Genomic DNA, 26261 nt, shown 5'->3' on the forward strand with positions numbered 1-26261 from the left:
TACGGCCGTGGTGGGGGCTCGGGGGTCTTCCCCGCCACGGCCGTCACCGGGAACAACGCGCCCGGCGACGAGCGGTTACGACTCCCCGGACCCCTTCTTCCGGAGGTTTTCCGGAGGGCCCCCGCGGCCGCCGCGGCTCACAGCCACTCGCGCCGCTTGAACAGCCGGTACAGGAGCACCTCCAGCAGCGCCATCACCAGGATCACCACCGGGTACGACCACAGCCAGTGCAGCTCAGGCATGTGGTCGAAGTTCATGCCGTAGATACCGGCGATCATCGTGGGCACCGCGGCCATCGCCGCCCAGGCGGAGATCTTCCGCATGTCGTCGTTCTGACGCACGCTCGTCTGCGCCAGATGCGCCGACAGCACGTCCGACACCAGCCGGTCCAGGCCCTCCACCGACTCGTTGACACGGGCGAGATGGTCGCCCACGTCCCGGAAGAACGGCCGCGCGTCCTCGTGCACGAACGGCACCCCGCTGCCCGAGCCGAGCGGCCCCGTCCCCGCCAGCCGGTTCAGCGGCACCGTCAGCGGCCCGGTCGCCCGGCGGAACTCCACGATCTGCCGCTTGAAGCCGTAGATCCGCGAGGCGGTGTTGCGCGCACCGCCCCCTTCGGGCCGGAACACCTCCGCCTCCACCTCCTCCAGATCCGTCTGGAGCTCGGTCGCCACCTCCAGGTACCGGTCCACGATGGCGTCGGCGATCGCGTACAGCACCGAGGTGGGCCCCTTGTGGAGCATCTCCGGCTCCTCCTCCAGCCGGTGCCGCACCGCCGCGAGCGGCGAGGCCTCGCCGTGCCGCACCGTCACCACGAAGCAGTCCCCGACGAAGACCATGATCTCGCCCGCCGAGACCGTGTCGCTCTCCGGTTCGTACGCGACCGGTTTCAGCACCACGAACAGCGAATCCTCGTACACCTCCAGTTTGGGCCGCTGATGAGCCTTGAGAGCGTCCTCCACCGCCAGCGGGTGCAGCCCGAACTCCTGGGTCACCAGGCCGAACTCCCGCTCGGAGGGCTCGTACAGCCCTATCCACACGAAGCCACCCGCCGCCCGCGCCTCGGCGAGCGCGTCGGACAGGTCCTCCGGACCCTCGGTCCGCTGTCCGTGCCGATAGATGGCACAGTCGACGATCACGGAGCGCATTCTCCCTTCACGAGATCAACAACGCATCACCTGATGCGCCTACCCTGGTCCGCATGCCCACGCTGATCCTCGTAAGGCACGGACGTTCCACCGCCAACACCTCCGGCGTGCTCGCCGGCTGGACCCCGGGGGTCTCCCTGGACGAGCGCGGCACCGCCCAGGCCGCCGCCCTGCCCGCCCGGCTCGCAGCCCTGCCGCTGGCCGAGATCGTCACCAGCCCGCTCCAGCGCTGCCAGGAGACCCTGGCCCCGCTCCTCGCCGCCCGGCCCGGGCTGAGCCCCCACACCGACGACCGGATCGGGGAGTGCCACTACGGCGACTGGTCCGGCCGCAAGCTCGCCGAACTCAAGGACGAGCCGCTGATGGACGTCGTCCAGGCCCACCCCTCCGCCGCCGCCTTCCCCGGCGGGGAGTCCATGCGCGCCATGCAGACCCGCGCCGCCGAGGCGGTCCGCGAGTGGAACGCGCGCGTGGAGCGCGACCACGGCGCCGACGCCACCTACCTGATGTGCTCCCACGGTGACATCATCAAATCCCTGGTCGCCGACGCACTCGGTCTCCACCTCGACCTCTTCCAGCGGATCTCCGTGGAACCGTGTTCCGTCACCGCGATCCGCTACACCCGGCTGCGCCCCTTCCTCGTCCGCCTCGGCGACACCGGCGATCTCGCCTCGCTCGCCCCGCGCGAGGAGCACCCCGACGGCGACGCACCGGTCGGTGGCGGTGCGGGCGCACCGTGATCGTCGCCCGCAGTAGGGTGAAGCGATCCGCGCCGTCGCGTATCCGCAGCGGCCCGCACTCGCACCGCCGAAACTCTCGACTCAATGGAGACAGGACGTGTCCCGTCAGGTGTTCCTCTACGATCCGCCGGACCGCTTCGTGGCCGGCACGGTCGGACTGCCCGGACGCCGTACGTTCTTCCTCCAGGCCATGGCGGGTCCCCGGGTGACCAGCGTGGTCCTGGAGAAGACCCAGGTCGCCGCGCTCGCCGAGCGCATGGACGAACTCCTGGACGAGGTGGTGCGCCGCAGCGGCGGCAGCGCCCCCGTCCCGGCCATGGCGCCCAGTGAGATCTCCGACACGGCCCCGCTGGAGAGTCCCGTGGAGGAGGAGTTCCGGGTCGGCACCATGGCCCTGGCCTGGGACGCCGAGGAACAGCGCATGGTCGTGGAGGCACAGGCCCTGGTGGAGCTGGACGCCGACACCGAGGAGGACCTCGCCGAGGCCGAGGAACGGCTGCTCCAGGACGAGGAGAACGGGCCCCCGATGCTGCGGGTCCGGCTGACCGGCGCGCAGGCCCGTGCCTTCGCCAAACGCGCCCTCGACGTCGTCAACGCCGGGCGGCCGCCGTGCCCGCTGTGCAGCCTCCCGCTCGATCCGGAAGGACACGTATGCCCGCGCCAGAACGGATACCGCCGCGGGGCGTGACCGCCGCCGACCCGGGCGCCGCCGAACTGCTCGCCCGCGGTGAGCTGACCGTGCGCGGCCGCATCCGCGACGCCTCGAACGCCGCCCTGTTCTGCACCGTCGCCCACGACGGCCGCGAAGCCGACTGCGTCTACAAGCCGGTGGCGGGGGAGCGCCCCCTGTGGGACTTCCCCGACGGCACCCTGGCCGCCCGGGAGGTCGCCGCCTACGAGGTCTCCGAGGCCACCGGCTGGGGCCTCGTCCCGCCCACCGTGCTGCGCGACGGCCGCTACGGCGAGGGCATGTGCCAGCTGTGGATCGAGGTCTCCCCGGAGCCCGAACTCCTCGCCCTGGTCGACGGCGAGGAGCCCGAGCCCGGCTGGAAGGCCATCGGTTTCGCCGAGGTCGGCGAGGGCCGCACCGCGCTGCTCGTGCACGCCGACGACGAGCGGCTGCGCCGGCTCGCCGTCCTGGACGCCGTGATCAACAACGCCGACCGCAAGGGCGGCCATCTGCTGCCCACCGCCGACGGCCGGCTCTACGGCATCGACCACGGTGTGACCTTCAACGCCGAGGACAAACTGCGCACCCTGCTGTGGGGCTGGGCCGGCGAACCCCTCACCGCCGAGGCCGTCGGGGTCCTCAAGGGGCTCCGTGACGCCCTGGACGGCGATCTGGGCGAGCGCCTGGGCCCGCTGATCACCCCCGCGGAGCTGGACGCCACCCGCGCCCGGGTCGCCGCCCTCCTCGCCTCCGGGCTGCACCCGGAACCCGGCGGGGACTGGCCGGCGATCCCCTGGCCGCCCGTGTGAGCACAGACCGGGTGAGCACAGTGCGACCGAAGATACAAGAGCGCACAACCGGCCATCCGACTCGATCCCGGTCGTGTGCGCCACGCGCGGCCGGTTAGGCTCATGTACATGCATGCCTGGCCCGCTTCCGAGGTCCCCGCCCTGCCTGGTCAGGGCCGCGACCTGAGGATCCACGACACCGCGACCGGCGGCCTGGTCACCCTCCAGCCCGGTCCCGTCGCCCGTATCTACGTCTGCGGCATCACCCCGTACGACGCGACCCACATGGGTCACGCGGCGACTTACAACGCGTTCGACCTCGTTCAGCGCGTGTGGCTCGACACCAAGCGGCAGGTCCACTACGTCCAGAACGTCACCGACGTCGACGACCCGCTCCTGGAGCGCGCGGAGCGGGACGGCGTCGACTGGGTCGCCCTCGCCGAGAAGGAGACCTCCCTCTTCCGCGAGGACATGACCGCCCTGCGGATGCTTCCGCCCCAGCACTACATAGGCGCCGTCGAGGCCATACCCGGCATCGTCCCGCTCGTGGAGCGGCTGCGCGACCTCGGCGCGGCCTACGAGCTGGAAGGTGACATCTACTTCTCCGTCGAGTCCGACCCGCACTTCGGCTCGGTCTCGCGTCTCGACGCGGCGGCCATGCGGCTGCTGTCCGCCGAGCGCGGCGGCGACCCGGACCGCCCGGGCAAGAAGAACCCCGTGGACCCGATGCTGTGGATGGCGGCCCGCGAGGGCGAGCCCAGCTGGGACGGCGCCTCCCTCGGTCCCGGCCGGCCCGGCTGGCACATCGAGTGCGTGGCCATCGCCCTCGACCACTTCGGCATTGGCTTCGACGTCCAGGGCGGCGGCTCCGACCTCGCCTTCCCGCACCATGAGATGGGCGCTTCGCACGCCCAGGTGCTCACCGGCGAGTTCCCGATGGCCAAGGCGTACGTACACGCCGGCATGGTCGCCCTGCACGGCGAGAAGATGTCCAAGTCCAAGGGCAATCTGGTCTTCGTCTCCCAGGTGCGGCGCGACGGCGTCGACCCGGCCGCGATCCGCCTGGCCCTGCTGGCCCACCACTACCGGGCCGACTGGGAGTGGACCGACCAGGTCCTCCAGGACGCCGTCGACCGCCTCGACCGCTGGCGCGCCGCGGTCTCCCGCCCCGACGGCCCCTCCGCCGACGCCCTCGTCGAGGAGATCCGCGACGCCCTGTCCAACGACCTGGACGCCCCCACGGCGCTTGCCGCGGTGGACCGCTGGGCGGCCCGGCAGAACTCCGAGGGCGGCCCGGACACGGGCGCCCCGGGCCTGGTCACCAGGGCCGTGGACGCCCTCCTGGGAGTGGCCCTGTAGAACGCGCCCCGAAGGGGCGCGAGGCCGTATCGATGGGCGGCTGCCGCGTGGGCGCGAGAAACCACGACGACGCGGCAGCCGCCCGACGACCTCGGGCGGCACCCCGCGGCGTATCGGTGACATGAAGAAGGGGCGGCCCCGATCCGGGACCGCCCCTTCGCCGTACCTCAGTCCTCCGGGCCGCCCTCATCCCCGTCGTCGTCGGCCGAACCGCCGGCGGTATCAGGCTTCGAGGGGCGCGCCTTGCCGCCCGGGGTGTCCCGGCGCCGCAGATAACGCTCGAACTCCCGCGCGATCGCCTCACCGGACGCCTCCGGCAGCTCCGCGGTGTCGCGGGCCTCCTCCAGCGTCTGGACGTACTCCGCGACCTCGCTGTCCTCCGCCGCCAGCTGGTCCACGCCCACCTGCCAGGCCCGCGCGTCCTCCGGCAGCTCGCCCTGCGGGATCCGCAGGTCCAGCAGATCCTCAAGACGGTTGAGCAGCGCCAGCGTGGCCTTCGGGTTGGGCGGCTGGGAGACGTAGTGCGGCACCGCCGCCCACAGCGACACCGCCGGCACCCCGGCATGCGTGCACGCCTCCTGGAGGACCCCGACGATGCCCGTGGGGCCCTCGTACTTCGTCTCCTCCAGATCCATCCGCTGCGCCAGATCCGTGTCCGAGGTGACCCCGCTGACCGGTACCGGACGGGTGTGCGGGGTGTCCCCGAGCAGCGCGCCCAGGACGACCACCAGCTCCACGCCCAGTTCGTGCGCGAAGCCCAGCAGCTCGTTGCAGAACGAGCGCCATCGCATGGACGGTTCGATGCCCCGGACCAGCACCAGGTCGCGCGGCTTGGCACCGCCGACGCGGACCACCGAGAGCCGGGTCGTCGGCCAGGTGATCTTGCGTACCCCGTCCTCCATGAACACCGTCGGCCGGTTCACCTGGAAGTCGTAGTAGTCCTCGGCGTCCAGCGCCGCGAACACCTCGCCCTTGAACTCGCGTTCCAGGTGCGCGACCGCCGTGGAGGCGGCATCACCTGCATCGTTCCAGCCCTCGAACGCGGCCACCATGACTGGGTCGATCAGCTCGGGAACCCCCTCCAGCTCGATCACCCAGTGCCTCCTTCCGACGTGCCCTCGCTTGACTCACCAACCTTACGGCGTCCGGCAAGGGCGTCCGCAGTCCCCTTGTAGGGGCAGTGAACGGATCACTGCCCCGCGCTCCCCGCTCGAACACCCCTCACGCCCCTGAGAAAGCCCGGACCCGGAACCCGGATCCGAGACCCGCGCGGACGGGCGCGCGGAAGGGGCGGCCCGTGCGTACGGCGCCGCCCCTTCCCCGATGTCGCTGTCCGACCGGGACTACTTCTCGTCGAGCAGACCCTGGACCTTCGCCCGGACCTCGTCCGTGGCCAGGCCGCGGATCGTCAGCGTGGTACGGCGGCGCAGCACGTCGTCCGCCGTCTCGGCCCACTCGTGGTCACGGGCCCACACGACCTGCGCCCAGATCTCCGGCGCGTCCGGGTGCACCCGCTGCGCCAGCTCCGGGTTCTCGTTCGCCATACGGGCGATGTCGAAGGCCAGCGAGCCGTAGTGGGTGGCCAGGTGCTTGGCGGTGTCGGCGGCCATCCGCGGGCCGGGCGCCGGGCCGTCCACCAGCAGCCGGTGCGCGACCGCGCGCGGGTTGGCGACACCGGGCAGCGGCAGCTTCTTCGGCAGCGAGGAGATCGGCTCGAAGTCGTCGCCCAGCGGGTGGCCCGGCAGCGCCTCCAGCTTCTTCATGATCGTACGACCGATGTGGCGGAACGTGGTCCACTTGCCGCCCGCGACGGACAGCATGCCGCCCTTGCCCTCGGTCACCACCGTCTCGCGCTTGGCCTTCGCGGTGTCACCGGGACCGCCCGGCAGCACCCGCAGACCGGCGAACGCGTACGTGATCAGGTCCTTCTTCAGCTGCTGGTCCCGGACGGAGAACGCCGCCTCGTCCAGGATCTGCGCTATGTCCTTGTCGTTGACCGAAACATCCGCCGGGTCGCCCTCGTACTCCTCGTCGGTGGTGCCGAGCAGCAGCATGTCCTCCCACGGGAGGGCGAAGGTGATCCGGTACTTGTCGATCGGAGTGGCCAGCGCGGCCTTCCACGGCGAGGTCCGCTTCAGGACCAGGTGCGCGCCCTTGGACAGGCGGATGGACGGCGCCGCGTTCGGGTCCTCCATCTTGCGCAGGTGGTCGACCCAGGGGCCGGTCGCGTTCAGCACCAGACGGGCGTCGACACCGAACTCCTCACCGGAGGTGCGGTCCTTCAGCTCCGCGCCCGTCACCCGGCCGCGGGTGAAGCGCAGGCCGGTGACCTCGGCGTGGTTCAGGACGACCGCGCCCGCCTCGACGGCCGCGCGGACCGTCATCAGCGCCATGCGCGCGTCGTTCATCTGGTCGTCGCCGTACACGGCCACGGCCTTGAGGTTCTCGGTACGCAGCTCGGGCACGTCCTGCGCCGCCTTGGCGGGGGAGAGCAGGTGGCCGACGCCGTCGCCGAACGCGGACAGCGCCGAGTAGGCGAAGACGCCCGCGCCGAGCTTCGCCGCGCCGTGCGGCCCGCCCTTGTACACGGGGAGGTAGAAGGTCAGCGGGTTCGCCAGGTGGGGAGCCACCTGACGGGACACCGCACGGCGCTCGAAATGGTTCTCCGCCACCAGCTTCACCGCACCGGTCTGGAGGTAGCGCAGACCGCCGTGGAGCAGCTTGGAGGAGGCGGAGGACGTGGCACCGGCGAAGTCGCCGGCATCGACCAGCGCCACCCTGAGCCCGGACTGCGCGGCGTGCCAGGCGGTGGAGATGCCCAGGATGCCGCCGCCGATCACAAGAAGGTCGTACGACGCCTTGGAGAGCTGCTCCCTGGTCTCGGCGCGACTCGGGTTGGAGCCGGAGGCCGGGCGCGTTCCCAGGGCAGGCACGGACTGCAGGGTGGACTGACTGGTCATGTGGGGTACTTACTCCTCGTCAGAGCTGTCTGCGCGGAAAGAGGCAGCTCAGCTCTCGTCCTCGATCCAGCCCATGGTCCGGTCGACGGCCTTGAGCCAGTTCTTGTACTCACGGTCGCGGGTCTCCGCGTCCATCTGGGGGGTCCACTCGGCGGCCCGGCGCCAGTTGGCGCGCAGCTCGTCGGTGCTGGACCAGAAGCCGACGGCGAGGCCGGCGGCGTAGGCGGCGCCGAGGCAGGTGGTCTCGGCGACCATCGGGCGCACCACGGGCGCGTCCAGGACGTCGGCGAGCGTCTGCATCAGCAGGTTGTTGGAGGTCATGCCGCCGTCGACCTTCAGGGCCACCAGCTCGTCGCCGGAGTCCTTCACCATGGCGTCGGCGATCTCCCGGGTCTGCCAGGCGGTGGCCTCCAGGACGGCGCGCGCGAGGTGCGCCTTGGTGACGTACCGGGTCAGACCGGCGATCACACCGCGGGCGTCGGAACGCCAGTGCGGGGCGAACAGGCCGGAGAAGGCCGGCACGAAGTAGGCGCCGCCGTTGTCCTCGACCGAGAGCGCGAGGGTCTCGATCTCGGCGGCGGTGGAGATCAGGCCCATCTGGTCGCGCATCCACTGCACCAGCGAACCGGTGACGGCGATCGAGCCCTCCAGGGCGTAGACCGTGGGCTGCTCGCCGATCTTGTAGCCGACGGTGGTCAGCAGACCGGCGTACGAGTTGATGATCTTGTCGCCGGTGTTCATCACCATGAAGGTGCCGGTGCCGTAGGTCGACTTGGTCTCGCCCTCGGAGAAACAGGTCTGGCCGAACAGGGCCGCCTGCTGGTCGCCGAGCGCGGAGGCGACCGGGATGCCGCCCAGCAGGTCGCCGAGCTTGCCGCCGGTGACCTCGCCGTAGACCTCGGCGGAGGAGCGGATCTCGGGCAGGATGTTCAGCGGCACACCGATCGACTCGGCGATCTTCGCGTCCCACTGCATCGTGTGCAGGTTCATGAGCATGGTGCGCGAGGCGTTGGTGACGTCGGTGACGTGCTGTCCGCCGTTGACACCGCCGGTCAGGTTCCAGATGACCCAGGTGTCCATGGTGCCGAAGAGGATGTCCCCGGCGGCGGCGCGCTCCTTGAGGCCCTTGACGTTGTCGAGCAGCCAGCGGGCCTTGGGGCCGGCGAAGTAGGAGGCCAGCGGCAGGCCGGTCTCGCGGCGGAAGCGGTCCTGGCCGACGTTGCGGCCGAGCTCCCGGCACAGGCCGTCGGTGCGGGTGTCCTGCCAGACGATGGCGTTGTGGACGGGCTCACCGGTGTTCTTGTCCCACAGCACGGTGGTCTCGCGCTGGTTGGTGATGCCGATGGCCTTGATGTCGTCGCGGGTGATGCCGGCCTTGGCGACGGCTCCGGCGACGACCTCCTGGACATTGGTCCAGATCTCGTTGGCGTTGTGCTCGACCCAGCCCGGCTTCGGGAAGATCTGCTCGTGCTCCTTCTGGTCGACGGAGACGATACGGCCGTCCCGGTCGAAGATGATGCAGCGCGAGGAGGTGGTGCCCTGGTCGATCGCCGCGATGAAGGGGCCTGCGGTGTGGGCGTCGGTCACTGTGTGCTCCTGAAAGGTCCGTGGTTGAGGGGCTGAACGTACGGCGCGTGCGCGAATCCCTTGTGGGGGTTTCGTCAGAAGGCGACGTTGTAGATACCCGCCGCGATGGCGGCGCCGATCAGCGGGCCGACCACCGGGATCCAGGCGTAGCTCCAGTCGGAGCCGCCCTTGTTGGGCAGCGGCAGCAGGGCGTGCACGATGCGCGGGCCGAGGTCACGGGCCGGGTTGATCGCGTAGCCCGTCGGGCCGCCGAGGGACAGGCCGATGGCCACCACCACGAAGGCGGTGATCAGACCGCCGAGCGCGCCGAGGCCGTCGCCATTGTTGTTCAGGCCCTGCGTGAGGACCGCGAGGATCAGCACGATGGTGCCGATGATCTCCGTGACGAGGTTCTGCACCACGTTCCGGATCTCCGGGCCGGTGGAGAAGATGCCGAGCACCGGGCCGGCGCCCTGCTCCTGGGCCTCGACCGCCTTGGCCGACGTGGCCTGGGCGCCAGGACCGCCGACGATCTCCTTGTCGGTGAGGTGCGCGTGGAACTGCCCGTAGTAGGCGAGCCACACGAGGACCGCACCGATCATGGCGCCGAGCAGCTGGCCGCCGAGGTAGTACGGAACGTTGCTCCAGTCGCTGTTCTTGATGGCCAGGGCGACGGTGACGGCCGGGTTCAGATGGGCGCCGGAGAGCGGCGCGGAGATGTAGACGGCCGTCATGACCGCGAAGCCCCACCCGAAGGCGATGGCGACCCAGCCGGCGTTACGGGCCTTGGAGGCCTTCAGCGTGACAGCGGCGCAGACGCCGCCGCCGAGCAGGATGAGTATGGCGGTACCGAGGGTCTCGCCGATGAAGATGTCGGAGCTGGACACCCGCGACTCCTTTGTCCTTCGTCCAGGGGGAAGCGAACCCCGGTCCCACCGGGGGTTCTGGTGCCCTCGGGGGTGAGAGCGATGCCGGCCCTTGGCGTTGTCACACTCTAACGCGTATTACCGATAGGTGTTCGACAATGCCGACCGATGGACGGGAGTCTCGCTTCGGTGTTACGCGTGCGTCAAGAGTTCTCTTATCGAAAACCGGATCGTTATTGATCGTTGTTGGCTATCACCCTTCGCCACGCTATGTAGTTATAGCCCCACTTTGTCCACTTCAGGGTAGGCCGAGAGCCGGAACGCCGCCCGGCGTCCCGGTCATACCCACAACAGAGCGTGATCCCTCAGGGACCTTCAGAACCGCCCGGCGCCCAGGTCCCTGGAGACCGCACGGGCGCAGTCGCGCACCGCGGCGATCAGCTCGGGCCGCAGCTCGCCGTCCCGGCGCAGCCGCTCCACCGCACCCGTGATGCCGACGGCACCCACGGGCATCCGGCGCCGGTCGTGGACGGGCGCGGCGATCGACGCCACGCCCTCCCACGTCTCCTCCACATCGGCCGCGTAGCCCCGCGCGCGCGTGAGGTCGAGGATCTGCTCGAACTCCGCCGCGTCGCACACCGTGCGGTCCGTGAACGCCTTGCGCTCGGCCTCCAGCGCCTCGCTGTGCGCCACCGGGTCGTACGCCGAGAGCACCTTGCCCAGCGCCGTGCAGTGCAGGGGTTGCATGGCCCCGATCTCCAGCACCTGCCGGCTGTCGTCGGGCCGGAAGACGTGGTGCACGATCAGCACGCCGTGCTGGTGCAGCACGCCCAGGTGCACGCTCTCCCCGCTGGAGCGGGCCAGATCGTCGGTCCATACGAGGGCACGCGCCCGCAGCTCGTGGACGTCCAGATAGGTGGTGCCAAGGCGCAGCAGCTCCGCGCCCAGCTGATAGCGGCCCGAGGCGTCGTCCTGCTCCACGAAGCCCTCCTGCTGGAGGGTGCGCAGAATGCCGTGCGCGGTGCCCTTGGCGAGGCCGAGCGAGGAGGCGATGTCCGACAGCCCGAGCCGTCGCTCGCCGCCCGCGAGCAGCCGCAGCATCGCGGCCGCGCGTTCGAGCGACTGGATGTTCCGTGCCATCGCCGTCCTGCCTCCGTCCCCTTCGACTGCCGAAACACATCTATGGGCGAAGCGCCACCGACTCCCTGCGCTTCGCTACCACCGTTCGGCAATGTCGAACACTACCGGTCCATGTCGACCTCCCGCTAATGGTCGGCCGACACCTGTTACATCACATGTGGCCCGCATGTGGCGCCGGGGGCCATCCGCGTCCGTCTCGTGGACGCCTGTGCCCATCCAAGCCCACTCCCGGTTAGTCTGGCGCCGTGCGGCCTTCCCGCCCGACGTGGGGGCACCGCATAGCCGACAGCCGTCGCACCTCCAGGGAGCCCTTACATGGCCTCGTTGCCAACGTCCCCTATCGCCGACAGCCGGACCCGTGCGTCCGCGCTCCGAGAGGCGCTCGCCACCCGCGTGGTGGTCGCCGACGGAGCCATGGGCACCATGCTCCAGGCCCAGGAACCGACCCTGGACGACTTCCAGCAGCTAGAGGGCTGCAACGAGATCCTCAATCTCACCCGTCCCGACATCGTCCGCTCGGTCCATGAGGCCTACTTCGCCGTCGGCGTCGACTGCGTCGAGACCAACACCTTCGGCGCCAACCACTCCGCCCTCGGCGAGTACGACATCTCCGACCGCGTCCACGAGCTGTCCGAGTCCGGCGCCCGGGTCGCCCGCGAGACCGCCGACGCGTTCACCGCCCGCGACGGCCGCCCCCGCTGGGTCCTCGGCTCCATGGGCCCCGGCACCAAGCTGCCCACCCTCGGCCACGCGCCCTACCCCACGCTGCGCGACGCCTACCAGGCGAACGCCGAGGGCCTGATCGAGGGCGGCGCCGACGCACTCCTCGTGGAGACCACCCAGGACCTCCTCCAGACCAAGGCCTCGGTCATCGGCGCCCGCAGCGCCCTGGCGGCCCTCGGCCTGGACCTCCCGGTGATCGTCTCGGTCACCGTCGAGACCACCGGCACCATGCTGCTGGGCTCCGAGATCGGCGCGGCCCTCACCGCGCTCGAACCGCTCGGCATCGACATGATCGGCCTGAACTGCGCCACCGGCCCGGCCGAGATGAGCGAACACCTGCGCTACCTCGCCCGCAACGCGCGCATCCCGCTGTCCTGCATGCCCAACGCGGGCCTGCCCGTCCTCGGCAAGGACGGCGCCCATTACCCGCTGACCGCCCCCGAGCTGGCGGACGCGCAGGAGACGTTCGTCCGTGAGTACGGCCTGTCGCTGGTCGGTGGCTGCTGCGGCACGACCCCCGAGCATCTGCGCCAGGTCGTGGAGCGGGTCCGGGGGCTGACCCCGCCGGCGCGTGATCCGCGCCCCGAGCCGGGCGCGGCGTCGTTGTATCAGTCGGTGCCGTTCCGGCAGGACACCTCGTATCTGGCGATCGGTGAGCGGACGAACGCGAACGGGTCGAAGAAGTTCCGCGAGGCGATGCTGGAGGCCCGCTGGGACGACTGTGTGGAGATCGCCCGGGAGCAGATCCGCGAGGGCGCGCACATGCTGGATCTGTGTGTGGACTACGTCGGTCGTGACGGTGTGGCGGACATGGCGGAGCTGGCCGGGCGGCTGGCGACGGCGTCGACGCTGCCGATCGTGCTGGACTCCACCGAGGTGAACGTCATCGAGGCCGGTCTGGAGCGCCTGGCCGGCCGCGCGGTGATCAACTCGGTGAACTACGAGGACGGCGACGGCCCCGAGTCCCGCTTCGCGAAGGTCACCGGCCTCGCCCGCCGGCACGGCGCCGCGCTGATCGCGCTGACCATCGACGAGGAGGGCCAGGCCCGCACGGTCGAGAACAAGGTGGCGATCGCGGAGCGTCTGATCGCGGATCTGACCGGGAACTGGGGGATCCTGGAGTCGGACATCCTGATCGACACGCTGACGTTCACGATCTGCACGGGTCAGGAGGAGTCCCGCAAGGACGGTGTCGCGACGATCGAGGCGATCCGTGAGCTGAAGAAGCGGCATCCGGACGTGCAGACGACGCTCGGGTTGTCGAACATCTCCTTCGGTCTGAACCCGGCCGCCCGCATCCTCCTCAACAGCGTCTTCCTGGACGAGTGCGTCAAGGCGGGCCTGGACTCGGCGATCGTGCACGCCTCGAAGATCCTCCCCATCGCCCGGTTCAGCGAGGAAGAGGTGCAGACGGCGCTCGACCTCATCTACGACCGCCGCGCCGAGGGCTACGACCCGCTCCAGAAGCTGATGCAGCTGTTCGAGGGCGCGACGGCGAAGTCGCTGAAGGCGGGCAAGGCCGAGGAGCTGGCGGCGCTGCCGCTGGAGGAGCGGCTCAAGCGGCGGATCATCGACGGCGAGCGCAACGGTCTGGAGGCCGACCTGGACACCGCGCTCCGGGAGCGTCCCGCTCTGGACATCGTCAACGACACGCTGCTGGACGGGATGAAGGTCGTCGGTGAGCTGTTCGGGTCGGGGCAGATGCAGCTGCCGTTCGTGCTCCAGTCCGCCGAGGTGATGAAGGCCGCGGTCGCCCATCTGGAGCCGCACATGGAGAAGTCGGACGCGGACGGCAAGGGCACCATCGTGCTGGCCACCGTGCGCGGTGACGTCCATGACATCGGCAAGAACCTGGTCGACATCATCCTGTCGAACAACGGCTACAACGTGGTCAATCTGGGCATCAAGCAGCCGGTCTCCGCGATCCTGGAGGCCGCCGAGGAACACCGCGCGGACGTGATCGGCATGTCCGGGCTGCTGGTGAAGTCCACGGTGATCATGAAGGAGAACCTGGAGGAACTCAACCAGCGCGACCTGGCCGGCACCTACCCCGTCATCCTCGGCGGCGCCGCCCTCACCCGCGCCTACGTCGAGCAGGACCTCCACGAGATCTACCAGGGCGAGGTCCGCTACGCCCGCGACGCGTTCGAGGGTCTGCGCCTCATGGACGCCCTGATCGGCGTCAAGCGCGGTGTGCCCGGCGCGAAACTGCCCGAGCTCAAGCAGCGCCGGGTCCGCGCCACCGCCCCGGTCGAGGTGACCGAGCGCCCGGAGGAGGGACACGTCCGCTCCGACGTCTCCACCGACAACCCGGTACCCGTCCCGCCGTTCTGGGGCACCCGGGTCATCAAGGGCATCCAGCTCAAGGAATACGCCTCCTGGCTCGACGAAAGCGCCCTCTTCAAGGGCCAGTGGGGGCTGAAGCAGGTCCGCACCGGCGAGGGACCGTCGTACGAGGAACTGGTCGAGACCGAGGGCCGGCCCCGGCTGCGCGGACTCCTGGACCGGCTACAGACGGAGAACCTGCTCGAAGCGGCCGTGGTCTACGGCTACTTCCCCTGTGTGTCCAAGGACGACGACCTGATCGTCCTGGACGAAGAGGGCAACGAGCGCACCCGGTTCACCTTCCCGCGCCAGCGCCGGGGCCGCCGGCTGTGCCTGGCCGACTTCTTCCGCCCGGAGGAGTCCGGCGAGAAGGATGTCGTCGGCTTCCAGGTCGTCACCGTCGGCTCCCGCATCGGCGAGGAGACGGCCAAGCTGTTCGAGGCCAACGCCTACCGCGACTACCTCGAACTGCACGGCCTGTCCGTCCAGTTGGCCGAAGCCCTCGCCGAGTACTGGCACGCGCGCGTCCGCACCGAACTCGGCTTCGGCGGCGAGGACCCCGCCGACATCGAGGAGATGTTCGCCCTGAAGTACCGCGGCGCCCGCTTCTCCCTTGGCTACGGCGCCTGCCCGGACCTGGAGGACCGCGGAAAGATCGCGGCCCTGCTGGAGCCCGAACGGATCGGCGTCCACCTCTCCGAGGAGTTCCAGCTGCACCCCGAGCAGTCCACGGACGCCATCGTGATCCACCACCCGGAGGCGAAGTACTTCAACGCCCGCTGAGGCATATGCCAAGGGCATGGCGAAGCGTCCCCTGGGCCACGCCCGGGGGACTCTCGGGATACCCCGGACCACCAGCGATAAACGAAGCGTTTCGCCGCGCGGAGTCGTACACTGGTCGGTCCACCGCAGGCCGGTTCCCCGCAGGGGAACCGGCCTGAACGTCCCTCAAGGAGGTGCGCCGGATGACCAGCACGGTCCCCGCGCTCGGAGCCCGTTCGGCCGAAGGGTCCGCCCTGCAAGCGGTCCTCCTCGACATGGACGGCACCCTGGTGGACACCGAGGGCTTCTGGTGGGACGTCGAGGTGGAGGTCTTCGCCGCCCTCGGCCACACCCTGGACGACTCCTGGAAGCACATCGTGGTCGGCGGCCCGATGACCCGCAGCGCCGGCTTCCTCATCGAGGCCACCGGCGCCGACATCACCCTCGCCGAACTCAGCGTCCTGCTCAACGACGGCTTCGAGGCCCGCATCAGCACCGGCCTGCCCCTCAAGCCCGGCGCCGCCCGACTGCTCGCCGAACTCCACCAGCACCGCATCCCCACCGCTCTCGTCTCCGCCTCCCACCGGCGCATCATCGACCGCGTCCTCGCCGTCCTCGGCCCGCACCACTTCGCCCTGTCCATCGCCGGCGACGAGGTCACCCGCACCAAGCCCTTCCCCGATCCCTACCTCCTCGCCGCCGGCGGACTCGGCGCCCACCCCGCCCGATGCGCCGTCGTCGAGGACACCTCCACCGGCGTCGCCGCCGCCGAGGCAGCAGGCTGCCGCGTCGTCGCCGTACCCTCCCTCGCCCCCATCGGACCGGCCGAACGACGCACCGTCGTCCCCTCTCTGGAACACGTCGACCTCGCATTTCTTCGGGGCCTGATGACGGAAATGCCCTAGCCGTTCACCCAGCGTGCAAAGGTCATTGACCGCGGCCCATGAATAACCGCGGAAGTACATCCAAGGGAATTCACGGCAAGTCGACACGGCCGAATTCGACCGCCGCCCCGCGTAGTTGAAGGTGTGACGTTCGCCACCCCCAAGGCTCTCGACAAGGTCTGACGAGTATGCAGACCCGCCCGGTTCACCCCGGAGTGGCGCGCCCTTGTGTCCCGATTGATGAGACGCTGCACTAATCCTGCCAGTGTCGGGTTTTCGGTGTGTCCACACCCGGTTTCACAGCGTGATGGAGAGTCAACTCACGCGGCTGTGAACGCCCCACGAGGCGCGGACTAATCTCGTCGCGAGAACATCACCGAAGAAACCCCCGTACTCCGCCGCGCGCCACCCATGCGCGCCGGAAACACGGACCCGAACAGCTCTGGAGAAACCCCCGCATGAACCGCAAGACTCTGGTGCTGCCGGCGGTGGCCGGCCTGCTCACCCCGGTCCTCGCCGCGTGCGGCGGATCCGGCAGCGGGAGCAAGGGCGGCGACGCCATCGTCGTCGGCACCACGGACCGGTTCACCGTCACCAAGGACGCCCCCGCCCCGGTCGACCCTGCCTACGCCTACGACGTCGGCAGCTGGAACCTGCTGCGCCAGACCGTCCAGACCCTGATGGCCGAGCCCAAGGGTGAGGGCGACCCGGTCCCGGACGCGGCCGAAAGCTGCGGCTTCACCGACAGCGGCAGTGAGCGCTACGCCTGCAAGCTGCGCGAGGGCCTCACGTTCGCCAACGGCGACCCGGTGACCGCCCAGGACGTCAAGTTCTCCATCGAACGCGCCCTGCACATCAAGGCCGACAGCGGTGTCGCCTCGCTGCTGAACACCATCGACACCATCGAGACGCAGGGCGACCGCGAGGTCGTCTTCCACCTCAAGACGGCCGACGCCACCTTCCCCTACAAGCTGTCCACCCCGGTCGCGGGCATCCTCGACCCCAAGGACTACCCCAAGGGCTCCCTGCGCGACGGCTTCCACCTGGACGGCTCCGGCCCCTACACCTTCCAGGCCGAGGTCAAGGACAACGCGATCGTCAGCGTCACCTTCACCAAGAACCCCCACTACAAGGGGGCCCAGACGGTGAACAACAACAAGGTCGTGGTCCGCTCCTTCGCCGATGCCGACGCCATGGGCGCCGCCATCGACAAGGGCGACATCGACGTCATGACCCGCACCATGTCGCCCGCCCAGATCCAGAAGCTGGACTCCGGCAGCGACGACAACGTCGACCTCGTCGACATGCCGGGCCTCGAAATCCGCTACCTCGCCTTCAACACCAACGCCCCCACGGTGAAGTCCAAGGCCGTACGCCAGGCCATGGCCCAGGTCATCAACCGCGGCGAACTGGTCTCCAAGGTCTACGGCACCGAGGCCGAGCCGCTGTACTCGCTGGTCCCCGCCACCGTCACCGGGCACTCCAACTCGTTCTTCAACAAGTACGGCAACCCCAGTGCCGCCAAGGCCAAGAACCTGCTCACCAAGGCCGGCATCACCACCCCGGTGAAGCTGACCATGCACTACACGACCGACCACTACGGCACGGCCACCAAGCAGGAGTTCGAGGTCCTCCAGAAGCAGCTCAACGACAGCGGCCTGTTCGACGTCACCATCCAGGGCCACCCCTGGGACAGCTTCCGCCCCGCCGAGGAGAAGGGGCAGTACGACGTCTACGGCATGGGCTGGTTCCCCGACTTCCCCGACGCCGACAACTTCCTCGCGCCCTTCCTCGACAAGGACAACTTCCTCAACTCGCCGTACTCCAACAGCGACATCCAGCGGAACCTGATCCCGCAGTCCCGCCGCGAGGCCAACCGCCTCTCGGCCGCGGACAGCCTGACCAAGATCCAGGACACCGTCGCCGAGGACGTACCGGTCCTCCCGCTGTGGCAGGGCAAGCAGTACATCGCCGCCCGCGACGACATCACGGGCGTCGCCTACGCCGTCAACTCCTCCTCCACGCTCCAGCTCTGGGAGCTCGGCCGGGGTGTCAGCGGCTGACCCGCCGACAACAGCGAAGGGCGCCTCTCTCCCGGTGGGGAGAGAGGCGCCCTTCGCCGTCGTACGGAACAGGCCCCCGACGACCGGCCGTCGAGGGCCCGCGCCGCCTACTGCGCGCCGGGGCGCACCAGACCGCTCTCGTACGCGTACACCGCCGCCTGCACCCGGTCCCGCAGACCCAGCTTGGTCAGCACATGCCCGACATGCGTCTTGACGGTCGTCTCGCTGACGAACAGATCAGCCGCGATCTCCGCGTTGGACAGCCCCCGCGCCACCAGCTTCAGCACCTCCACCTCACGGTCCGTGAGCGTGTGCAGGGTGTTCGGAACCGGCTCCTCGCCCGAGGGCAGATGCGTCGCGTACTTGTCCAGCAGCCGACGCGTGATGCTCGGCGCCAGCATCGCCTCACCGCCCGCCACCACCCGGATCGCCTGCACCAGCTCGTCCGCGGGCGCGTCCTTGAGCAGGAAACCGCTGGCACCGGCGCGCAGCGCCTCCACCACGTACTCGTCCAGATCGAAGGTCGTCAGCACCAGCACCTTCGCCGGGCCGTTCCGCTCCGGACCGCTGATCTGCCGGGTCGCCTCCACCCCGTCCATCCGCGGCATACGGATGTCCATCAGCACGACATCCGGTTGCAGGGCCCGCACCTGATCGAGAGCCTGTAGGCCGTCACCGGCCTCGCCCACGACCGCGAGGTCCTGCTCGGCCTCCAGGATCATCCGGAAACCCGTACGCAGCAGGGGCTGGTCGTCGACCAGTAGGACGCGGATGGCCACGTGACACTCCTTCGCTAGTCCGCGCCCATTCTGCCCTGCGGCACACCGCCCGACTCCCGCGCCCTCACCGGCAGCGGATACGGCGGGGGAGTGCCCCCGAACTCCGGGCAGTGCGCCTGGTGATCGCACCAGCCGCACAGCTTCGTCGGCCGCGGCCGCCACTCCCCGCTCTCCGTGGCCTCGCAGATGGCGTCCCACAGCGCGCGCAGCCTGCGCTCCACCCGCTCGAGATCGGCGAGCACCGGATCGTACGTCCGCACCTCGCCACTGCCCAGATACACCAGCTGGAGCCGGCGCGGCACGACGCCCTTGAGCCGCCACACCACCAGCGCGTAGAACTTCATCTGGAACAGCGCGCCCTCGGCGTACTCCGGCCGCGGCGCCTTGCCCGTCTTGTAGTCGACGATCCGCACCTCGCCGGTCGGCGCCACGTCCACCCGGTCGATGATGCCGCGCAGCCGGGGCCCCGACTCCAGCTCGGCCTCCACGAACAGCTCCCGCTCGGCGGGCTCCAGGCGGGTCGGGTCCTCCAGCGTGAACCAGCGCTCCACCAGCCGCTCGGCCTCGCCAAGCCAGCGCGCCAGCCGCTGCCCGTCCGGATCGTCCGCGAACAACTCCGCCAGCTCCGGGCGGCTCTCGCGCAGCCGGTCCCACTGGCCCGGCACCAGCGCCCTGGCGCGCGGCGCGGTCCGCTCACCGGCGGGCGCGTCGAACAACCGCTCAAGCACCGCGTGCACCAGGGTGCCCCGCGTCGCCGCCTCGCTCGGCTTCTCCGGCAGCCGGTCGATCACCCGGAACCGGTACAGCAACGGACACTGCATGAAGTCACCGGCGCGGGAGGGGGAGAGCGAGGTGGGCGCGGCGGCGGGACGGGGCACGGACGGCGCGGTGGGGACCGGGGTGGCCTCGGTGGGGGCACCGGCAGCGGCGGTTGCGGCGGATCCAGCGGAGTCAGCGGTTTCACCGGTCTCGGTGCCCTCAGCGGCCTCGCCGGTGCCGGTGCCGGTGCCGGTGGTGGCTTCGGTGGCCGAAGGGCTCGGCGCGACCGTGGCGTCCGGCGCGGTCGAGGGGTTCGGTACGGCCGCGGGGGCGGACGCCTCCGTCGCCGCGGCGCTCGCCGCTATGGCGTCCGCAGCCACGGTGTCCGTCGCCACGGCGCCGGTCGTCGCGTCCGCCGCCGGCGGATCCGTCGGCTCGGGACCGCTCGCCGCGGCTCCCGCCTCCTCGAAGCTGGTGTCCATGTCCACAGACCATACGGCCCACCACTGACAGTGACCCAGTCACGGGCCGGAGCGGGCACCCGACCACGGGGCGAACTCAAGGGGTGCCGGGGCGAAACGTGCCACCACGGCCGCATACCATCGATCAGAGACCCTTCCGCCCCAAGAGGCGCGGAAGACGCTTCGAACGAGGGGACACCGTGGACGTGAGCGGCGCGAGCGGGCAGCCGCGGTCCGGCGACGATCAGCCGACCGACCACCCCGCAGTCCCAACGCCCCCGCCGCCGGCCGCCGAGGCCCCGGCACCGACGGAAGACGGCCCCGGCACGGACACCGCCGCCACCCCCGCCTCGAATACCCCCGGTCCCGAAGCCGCCCGCGCCGAGGAACCCGAGGACGAGACACCCGACACCACCGGGGCGACCGCGCCAAAAACCAAGACACACGAGACCGGCGCGGACGAGGCCGGGGCGGACAAGGCCGGGGCGGACAAGGCCGCAGCCGACGGGGCCAAGACCCCCGAGAGCGCCCCTGACACCGCCGCCGGCACCCACGAAACCCACCGCACCCTCGCCCACACCGAACCCCCCACCGGCCCCGCCCCCGGCATGGCCAAGGGCGAACCCCCGCGGCCCCCCAAGGAACCCGGCGGCGGCATCCTCATGGGGCGCCCCTTCGGCGTGCCCGTGTACGTCGCGCCGAGCTGGTTCCTCGTCGCCGCCCTGATCACCTGGGTGTTCGGCGGACAGCTCGACCGGGTACTGCCCGAACTGGGCGCCGCCCGCTACCTCGTATCGCTGTTCTTCGCGGTCGCCTTCTACGCCTCCGTACTCGTCCACGAGCTCGCCCACACCGTCGCCGCGATCCGCTTCAAGCTCCCCGTCCGCCGCATCCAGCTCCAGTTCTTCGGCGGCGTCTCCGAGATCGAGAAGGAAGCCGAGACACCCGGCCGGGAATTCGTCCTGGCCTTCGTCGGCCCACTGCTCTCCCTCGTCCTCGCCGGACTCTTCTATCTCGCCATGAAGCCCGTGCAGCCCGGCACCGTCCCCGGCGTCCTCCTCGCCGGCCTCATGGTCTCCAACCTCATCGTGGCCGCCTTCAACCTGCTCCCCGGCCTGCCCCTCGACGGCGGCCGGATGCTCCGCGCCATCGTCTGGAAGATCACCGGCAAACCCATGAGCGGCACCGTCGCCGCCGCCTGGGTCGGCCGCGCCCTCGCCGTCGCCGTCCTCGTCGGACTGCCCCTGCTCAACTCCTCCGGCGGCCTCGGCGGCGGCACCGAGGAATCCGGCGGCATGAACACCGTCACCGACGCCCTGCTCGCCGCCATCCTCGCCGCGATCATCTGGACCGGCGCCGGCAACAGCCTGCGCATGGCCAGGCTCCGCGAACACCTCCCCGAACTACGCGCCCGCACCCTCACCCGCCGCGCCGTACCCGTCGAGACCGACACCCCCCTCTCCGAGGCCCTGCGCCGCGCCAACGCCGCCGGCGCCCGCGCCCTCGTCGTCGTCGACGCCGACGGCCACCCCCTCTCCCTGGTCCGCGAGTCCGCCATCGTCGGCGTACCCGAACACCGCCGCCCCTGGGTCCCCGTCAGCGGCCTCGCCCAGGACCTCACCGACGACATGCGCGTCTCCGCCGAGCTGTCCGGCGAAGAACTCCTCGACGCCCTGCGAGCCGCCCCCGCCACCGAATACCTCGTGGTCGAGACCACCGGCGAGATCTACGGCGTCCTCTCCGCCGCCGACGTGGAACGCGCCTTCGTCAAGGCCATGGCCCGCCCCAGCTAGTGGTCGGCGGCCCGCCCCGCTGCCGGTAGTCTGGTCACATGTCCGAACCGACCGGTGCCGCCCGCAGGCGCGGGCCCTTCAAGGTCGGGGACCAGGTACAGCTGACCGACCCCAAGGGCCGCCACTACACGTTCACGCTCGAAGCCGGAAAGAACTTCCACACCCACAAGGGTTCCTTCCCGCACGACGAACTGATCGGTGCTCCCGAGGGCAGCGTTGTCCGCACCACCGGCAACGTGGCCTACCTCGCGCTGCGCCCCCTGCTCCCCGACTACGTCCTGTCCATGCCCCGCGGGGCAGCCGTCGTCTACCCGAAGGACGCGGGGCAGATCCTCGCCTTCGCCGACATCTTCCCCGGCGCCCGCGTCGTGGAGGCCGGCGTCGGCTCCGGCTCCCTCAGCAGCTTCCTGCTGCGAGCCATCGGCGACCAGGGCATGCTGCACTCCTACGAGCGCCGCGACGACTTCGCCGACATCGCACGGCAGAACGTCGAGCGCTACTTCGGCGGCCCCCACCCCGCCTGGCAGCTCACCGTCGGCGACCTCCAGGACAACCTGTCCGACACCGACGTCGACCGTGTCATCCTCGACATGCTCGCCCCCTGGGAATGCCTGGAAGCCGTCTCCAAGGCACTCGTCCCCGGCGGCATCGTGTGCTGCTACGTGGCCACCACCACCCAGCTCGCGCGCACCGTGGAATCCATCCGCGAGATCGGCTGCTTCAACGAGCCGACCGCCTGGGAGACCATGATCCGCAACTGGCACATCGAAGGCCTCGCCGTCCGCCCCGACCACCGCATGATCGGCCACACCGGCTTCCTGCTCACCGCCCGCCGCCTCGCCGACGGCGTCGAGCCGCCGATGCGCCGCCGCCGCCCCGCCAAGGGCGCCTACGGCGAGGACTACGCGGGACCCAACGCCGACGGCGGCACCGGCCGCTGAGCCACCCGCACCCGGCACACCGACAGGGCGCCGTGGCCGAGTTCCCCGACCGACCGGGGAACTCGGCCACGGCGCCCACTCGTTGACACGGCACCATGCCCCCGGAAAACCGGTGACCCGCCCCCAGCGGGCCCACCACCACCGGGAATCCCGACCCCGCCGTTCCCACGCCCTGTGACGTGTGGCACCATGCAGGCCACACCCCCCGGCACAGCCCTCACAGGAGACACTCCTCGTGCAGCAATCCGCCGTTCCGGAGCTCGCTCACACCCACACCCGCCCCATCCACTGGCTCGCCACAGCCACCGCCGTGGCCGGCGTCGTGGCGCTCTCCTCCCTCGTCCACCCCGGATCGGCCACCGCCGCCCAGCCCACCACGGGCACCAAAGCGGCCCCCGCCCCCGGCACCGCTGTCGCACCCCCCGGCACCACCGGCGTCACCTTCCCGCTCGACTGCGGACCCGAGAAGGCCATCGTCGTCAAAAAGGCCACCGGCGACCTCGACGGCGACGGCCGGCCCGAAACCGCCGCCGTCGTCCACTGCGACAGCGCCATGGGCACCCCACCCGACGGCGTCTACGTCCTCACCCGCGCCGCCGACGGCCACACCCCCCGCGTCGTCGCCACCCTCGTCGCCCCCAAGGACCGGCTCACCGTCACCGACTTCGCCATCCACACCGGCACCGTCAGCGCCACCCTGCTCGGCTACTCCTCCGACGCCGTACCCCGCTGCTGCCCGGACACGAAAACCCCGGCCGCATGGCACTGGAACGGCATAGCCTTCCTGCGCACCACCCCGGCCGGGGCCCACAGCGTCTGAACGACGCCCCACGTCCGAAAAACGCGGCTCAATCCGCGTCCGGACCATAAACCTCCACCCTGTCCAAAACCCTGCGCACATGGATGCACTCACCAGGACACTCCCTGGCCGAATCCACCACATCCGTGAGCAACGGCAACGGCACCGGCGTCACCGCCCCCGCCTCCTGAAGCAGCTCGTCGTCCGCGCCCTTCACATAGGCCAGACCGTCGATGTCCAGCTCGAACACCTCCGGGGCGTACTGGACACAGATCCCGTCGCCAGTACACAGGTCCTGGTCGATCCACACCTCCAGCGCCTCACCGGCCGGGGCCTCCTGCTGCACGGTCACCTCTCCTGACATCGGTACGCCGCACCCCCCGCACGGCACACACCGACCGGGACCACACCAGCGGCAGTCGAACACGCCCGACCCTACCCCCGCCCCCGGAACCGGCCACCTCCGGCCACCAACGGGTTTCCACCGCCACCGGCTCGGGTACGAGCGCTCGACCAGAAACAGGACGCCCCACACCCCCGGACGCACACTTCCAGCCACACCCACCATGACACCGCCAGGCCACACCGTCGCTCTACGTGATGACCGTACGAGCGCCCCCCGGCCTGCCCAAGAACCCGCCCACCCGGCCCGGAGCCGACAACTCCGGCCACTCCCGAAGGGATTCGACCACGCCAACCAAGGAACAAGCCGCTTCCCCATCACGTTGAGTGGGTATCCACTCCGTGCGAGGGAGTGCGCACCGGGTGACCGACGACACACCTTGACAGTCATTGTGATCTAGGGGTTTCAATCGACACCCACCCAGGTAGGGTCTGGAAGCGTCCAGCTCCCCTTGGAGGAGGTGAGGACCGTGGCAGCCCACGACGACGACATGAACCGCGGCATCCGCCCGGGACGCGGGTCCGACGACCCGGCCGGGCAGATCGCCTACCTTGAGCAGGAGATCGCCGTCCTGCGACGCAAGCTCGCCGACTCTCCGCGACACACGAGGATTCTCGAAGAGCGGATCGTCGAGTTGCAGACCAACCTGGCCGGCGTGTCCGCCCAGAACGAACGACTGGCCAACACCCTCCGCGAGGCCCGCGACCAGATCGTGGCCCTCAAGGAAGAAGTCGACCGGCTCGCCCAGCCGCCGGCCGGCTTCGGAGTCTTCCTGCAAGCCAACGAGGACGGCACCGCCGACATCTTCACCGGCGGCCGCAAACTCCGGGTGAACGTCAGCCCCAGCGTCGACCTCGACGACATGCGGCGCGGCCAGGAAGTCATGCTCAACGAAGCGCTCAACGTGGTCGAGGCCATGGCGTACGAGCGCGTCGGTGACATCGTCACCCTCAAGGAGATCCTCGAGGACGGCGAACGCGCCCTCGTCCTCGGACACACCGACGAAGAACGAGTGGTCCGCCTCGCCGAACCCCTCCTCGACGTCACCATCCGACCCGGCGACGCCCTCCTGCTCGAACCCCGCTCCGGATACGTCTACGAAGTCGTCCCCAAGAGCGAGGTCGAGGAACTCGTCCTCGAAGAAGTCCCCGACATCGGCTACGAAGCCATCGGCGGTCTCGGCAACCAGATCGAAGCCATCCGCGACGCCGTCGAGCTTCCCTACCTCTACCCCGACCTCTTCAAGGAGCACGAGCTGCGCCCGCCCAAGGGCGTCCTGCTCTACGGCCCCCCCGGCTGCGGCAAGACACTCATCGCCAAGGCCGTCGCCAACTCCCTCGCCAAGAAGGTCGCCGAAGTCACCGGCCAGGCCGCCGGCAAGAGCTTCTTCCTCAACATCAAGGGCCCCGAGCTCCTCAACAAGTACGTCGGCGAAACCGAACGCCAGATCCGCCTCGTCTTCCAGCGAGCCCGCGAGAAGGCCAGCGAAGGAACCCCCGTCATCGTCTTCTTCGACGAGATGGAATCCCTCTTCCGCACCCGCGGCTCCGGCGTCAGCTCCGACGTCGAGAACACCATCGTCCCCCAGCTCCTCGCCGAGATCGACGGCGTCGAAGGCCTCCAGAACGTGGTCGTCATCGGCGCGTCCAACCGCGAGGACATGATCGACCCCGCCATCCTGCGCCCCGGCCGCCTGGACGTGAAGATCAAGATCGAACGTCCCGACGCCGAGGCCGCCAAGGACATCTTCGGCAAGTACCTCACCGAGCGACTCCCGCTCCACACGGACGACCTCGGCGAACACAGCGGCGACAAGAACGCCACGGTCCAAGCCATGATCCAGACCGCGGTCGAGCAGATGTACGCCGAATCCGAGGAAAACCGCTTCCTGGAAGTCACCTACGCCAACGGAGACAAGGAAGTCCTCTACTTCAAGGACTTCAACTCCGGCGCCATGATCGAGAACATCGTCGGCCGCGCCAAGAAAATGGCGATCAAGGACTTCCTCGAAAAGAGCCAGAAGGGCCTCCGCGTCTCCCACCTCCTCCAAGCCTGCGTGGACGAGTTCAAGGAGAACGAAGACCTGCCCAACACCACCAATCCCGACGACTGGGCCCGCATCTCCGGAAAGAAGGGCGAACGGATCGTCTACATCCGCACCCTCATCACCGGAAAGCAGGGCGCGGACACCGGACGCTCCATCGACACGGTGGCCAACACCGGTCAGTACCTGTAAAAGCGGGGCGGCTGCGGGTGCCCACGACGGGTACCCGCAGCCGACTGTTTTTCTGGCCACGACCGGAGCAGGCAATGACGCAAATGATCTCCCCAC

20 protein-coding genes are annotated in these 26261 nt (G+C 70.0%); 11 read left to right on the plus strand and 9 right to left on the minus strand.

The annotated features are described in order from the left end of the window. Window positions 1-137: 137 nt before the first annotated feature. Window positions 138-1139, minus strand: coding sequence for a magnesium/cobalt transporter CorA (gene corA, locus HEP81_RS30385; protein ID WP_037661979.1), 1002 nt, complete (start codon window positions 1137-1139; stop codon window positions 138-140). A 62-nt stretch (window positions 1140-1201) separates the two neighbouring features. Here corA and HEP81_RS30390 point away from each other — a divergent pair, with 62 nt between their 5' ends. The 4 genes from HEP81_RS30390 to mshC all read left to right on the plus strand — a co-directional run bounded on the left by HEP81_RS30390 (window position 1202) and on the right by mshC (window position 4705). Further along, entirely contained in the window at window positions 1202-1888 is a 687-nt protein-coding gene (locus HEP81_RS30390; protein WP_037661963.1) for a histidine phosphatase family protein, read from the plus strand. Window positions 1889-1985: 97 nt separating this feature from the next. Next, window positions 1986-2576, plus strand: coding sequence for a DUF3090 domain-containing protein (locus HEP81_RS30395; RefSeq protein WP_037661964.1), 591 nt, complete (start codon window positions 1986-1988; stop codon window positions 2574-2576). Then, entirely contained in the window at window positions 2540-3367 is an 828-nt protein-coding gene (locus HEP81_RS30400; protein WP_078967661.1) for an SCO1664 family protein, read from the plus strand. Before HEP81_RS30395 ends, HEP81_RS30400 begins: the two co-directional genes overlap by 37 nt. A gap of 108 nt (window positions 3368-3475) precedes the next feature. Then, window positions 3476-4705: a cysteine--1-D-myo-inosityl 2-amino-2-deoxy-alpha-D-glucopyranoside ligase gene (gene mshC / locus HEP81_RS30405; RefSeq protein WP_037661981.1), complete on the plus strand. Its 1230-nt coding sequence runs from the start codon at window positions 3476-3478 to the stop codon at window positions 4703-4705. Window positions 4706-4872: 167 nt separating this feature from the next. On the opposite strand, the gene HEP81_RS30410 is transcribed toward mshC, so the two are convergent. From HEP81_RS30410 to HEP81_RS30430, 5 genes are all read right to left on the minus strand, one after another. Next, window positions 4873-5799 (minus strand): PAC2 family protein, encoded by a 927-nt coding sequence (locus tag HEP81_RS30410; protein WP_037661966.1) that lies wholly within the window; start codon window positions 5797-5799, stop codon window positions 4873-4875. Between the two features lie 249 nt (window positions 5800-6048). After that, complete coding sequence (locus HEP81_RS30415) at window positions 6049-7665, minus strand: glycerol-3-phosphate dehydrogenase/oxidase (protein ID WP_037661967.1); 1617 nt, start codon at window positions 7663-7665, stop codon at window positions 6049-6051. 48 nt (window positions 7666-7713) lie between these two features. Continuing rightward, on the minus strand, window positions 7714-9252 hold the full coding sequence (gene glpK / locus HEP81_RS30420) for a glycerol kinase GlpK (RefSeq protein WP_037661972.1): 1539 nt from the start codon (window positions 9250-9252) through the stop codon (window positions 7714-7716). A 74-nt stretch (window positions 9253-9326) separates the two neighbouring features. Beyond that, window positions 9327-10118: an MIP/aquaporin family protein gene (locus tag HEP81_RS30425; RefSeq protein ID WP_037661973.1), complete on the minus strand. Its 792-nt coding sequence runs from the start codon at window positions 10116-10118 to the stop codon at window positions 9327-9329. 354 nt (window positions 10119-10472) lie between these two features. Further along, window positions 10473-11237, minus strand: a complete 765-nt coding sequence (locus tag HEP81_RS30430; RefSeq protein WP_037661974.1) for an IclR family transcriptional regulator — start codon at window positions 11235-11237, stop codon at window positions 10473-10475. Between the two features lie 315 nt (window positions 11238-11552). On the opposite strand from HEP81_RS30430, the gene metH reads away from it, so the two are divergent. The 3 genes from metH to HEP81_RS30445 all read left to right on the plus strand — a co-directional run bounded on the left by metH (window position 11553) and on the right by HEP81_RS30445 (window position 17994). Next, window positions 11553-15068 carry a methionine synthase gene (metH, locus tag HEP81_RS30435; protein WP_190276047.1) on the plus strand — a complete coding sequence of 1172 codons (3516 nt, stop codon included), beginning with the start codon at window positions 11553-11555 and terminating at the stop codon, window positions 15066-15068. Between the two features lie 182 nt (window positions 15069-15250). Then, window positions 15251-15952: an HAD family hydrolase gene (locus tag HEP81_RS30440; RefSeq protein WP_037651291.1), complete on the plus strand. Its 702-nt coding sequence runs from the start codon at window positions 15251-15253 to the stop codon at window positions 15950-15952. Between the two features lie 437 nt (window positions 15953-16389). Beyond that, window positions 16390-17994, plus strand: a complete 1605-nt coding sequence (locus tag HEP81_RS30445; RefSeq protein ID WP_037651290.1) for an ABC transporter substrate-binding protein — start codon at window positions 16390-16392, stop codon at window positions 17992-17994. A 107-nt stretch (window positions 17995-18101) separates the two neighbouring features. Here HEP81_RS30445 and HEP81_RS30450 read toward each other — a convergent pair whose 3' ends face one another. Next, window positions 18102-18773: a response regulator gene (locus tag HEP81_RS30450; protein ID WP_037651288.1), complete on the minus strand. Its 672-nt coding sequence runs from the start codon at window positions 18771-18773 to the stop codon at window positions 18102-18104. Between the two features lie 14 nt (window positions 18774-18787). Further along, window positions 18788-19897 (minus strand): RecB family exonuclease, encoded by a 1110-nt coding sequence (locus HEP81_RS30455; protein ID WP_051849859.1) that lies wholly within the window; start codon window positions 19895-19897, stop codon window positions 18788-18790. A 296-nt stretch (window positions 19898-20193) separates the two neighbouring features. Here HEP81_RS30455 and HEP81_RS30460 point away from each other — a divergent pair, with 296 nt between their 5' ends. From HEP81_RS30460 to HEP81_RS30470, 3 genes are all read left to right on the plus strand, one after another. Continuing rightward, window positions 20194-21786, plus strand: coding sequence for a site-2 protease family protein (locus tag HEP81_RS30460; protein ID WP_037651285.1), 1593 nt, complete (start codon window positions 20194-20196; stop codon window positions 21784-21786). A 38-nt stretch (window positions 21787-21824) separates the two neighbouring features. Beyond that, the gene (locus tag HEP81_RS30465; protein ID WP_037651283.1) at window positions 21825-22727 is read left to right on the plus strand and encodes a tRNA (adenine-N1)-methyltransferase; all 903 of its coding nucleotides are present in this window, start codon (window positions 21825-21827) and stop codon (window positions 22725-22727) included. A gap of 235 nt (window positions 22728-22962) precedes the next feature. Continuing rightward, window positions 22963-23547 carry a hypothetical protein gene (locus tag HEP81_RS30470; RefSeq protein WP_037651281.1) on the plus strand — a complete coding sequence of 195 codons (585 nt, stop codon included), beginning with the start codon at window positions 22963-22965 and terminating at the stop codon, window positions 23545-23547. A 28-nt stretch (window positions 23548-23575) separates the two neighbouring features. Here HEP81_RS30470 and HEP81_RS30475 read toward each other — a convergent pair whose 3' ends face one another. Next, window positions 23576-23878, minus strand: coding sequence for a ferredoxin (locus HEP81_RS30475; RefSeq protein ID WP_037651279.1), 303 nt, complete (start codon window positions 23876-23878; stop codon window positions 23576-23578). A gap of 520 nt (window positions 23879-24398) precedes the next feature. On the opposite strand from HEP81_RS30475, the gene arc reads away from it, so the two are divergent. After that, entirely contained in the window at window positions 24399-26165 is a 1767-nt protein-coding gene (arc, locus tag HEP81_RS30480; protein WP_037651277.1) for a proteasome ATPase, read from the plus strand. Window positions 26166-26261: the final 96 nt, after the last annotated feature.

It is taken from the genome of Streptomyces griseofuscus (genome assembly GCF_014673495.1).
Taxonomy (GTDB): domain Bacteria; phylum Actinomycetota; class Actinomycetes; order Streptomycetales; family Streptomycetaceae; genus Streptomyces; species Streptomyces murinus.

Coding starts and splice junctions, on each gene's coding strand:
- HEP81_RS30390 (WP_037661963.1), top strand. CDS start 1,202: ATGCCCACGCTGATCCTCGTAAGGCACGGACGTTCCACCGCCAACACC.
- HEP81_RS30400 (WP_078967661.1), top strand. CDS start 2,540: ATGCCCGCGCCAGAACGGATACCGCCGCGGGGCGTGACCGCCGCCGAC.
- mshC (WP_037661981.1), top strand. CDS start 3,476: ATGCATGCCTGGCCCGCTTCCGAGGTCCCCGCCCTGCCTGGTCAGGGC.
- HEP81_RS30415 (WP_037661967.1), bottom strand. CDS start 7,665: ATGACCAGTCAGTCCACCCTGCAGTCCGTGCCTGCCCTGGGAACGCGC.
- HEP81_RS30430 (WP_037661974.1), bottom strand. CDS start 11,237: ATGGCACGGAACATCCAGTCGCTCGAACGCGCGGCCGCGATGCTGCGG.
- metH (WP_190276047.1), top strand. CDS start 11,553: ATGGCCTCGTTGCCAACGTCCCCTATCGCCGACAGCCGGACCCGTGCG.
- HEP81_RS30440 (WP_037651291.1), top strand. CDS start 15,251: ATGACCAGCACGGTCCCCGCGCTCGGAGCCCGTTCGGCCGAAGGGTCC.
- HEP81_RS30445 (WP_037651290.1), top strand. CDS start 16,390: ATGAACCGCAAGACTCTGGTGCTGCCGGCGGTGGCCGGCCTGCTCACC.
- HEP81_RS30465 (WP_037651283.1), top strand. CDS start 21,825: ATGTCCGAACCGACCGGTGCCGCCCGCAGGCGCGGGCCCTTCAAGGTC.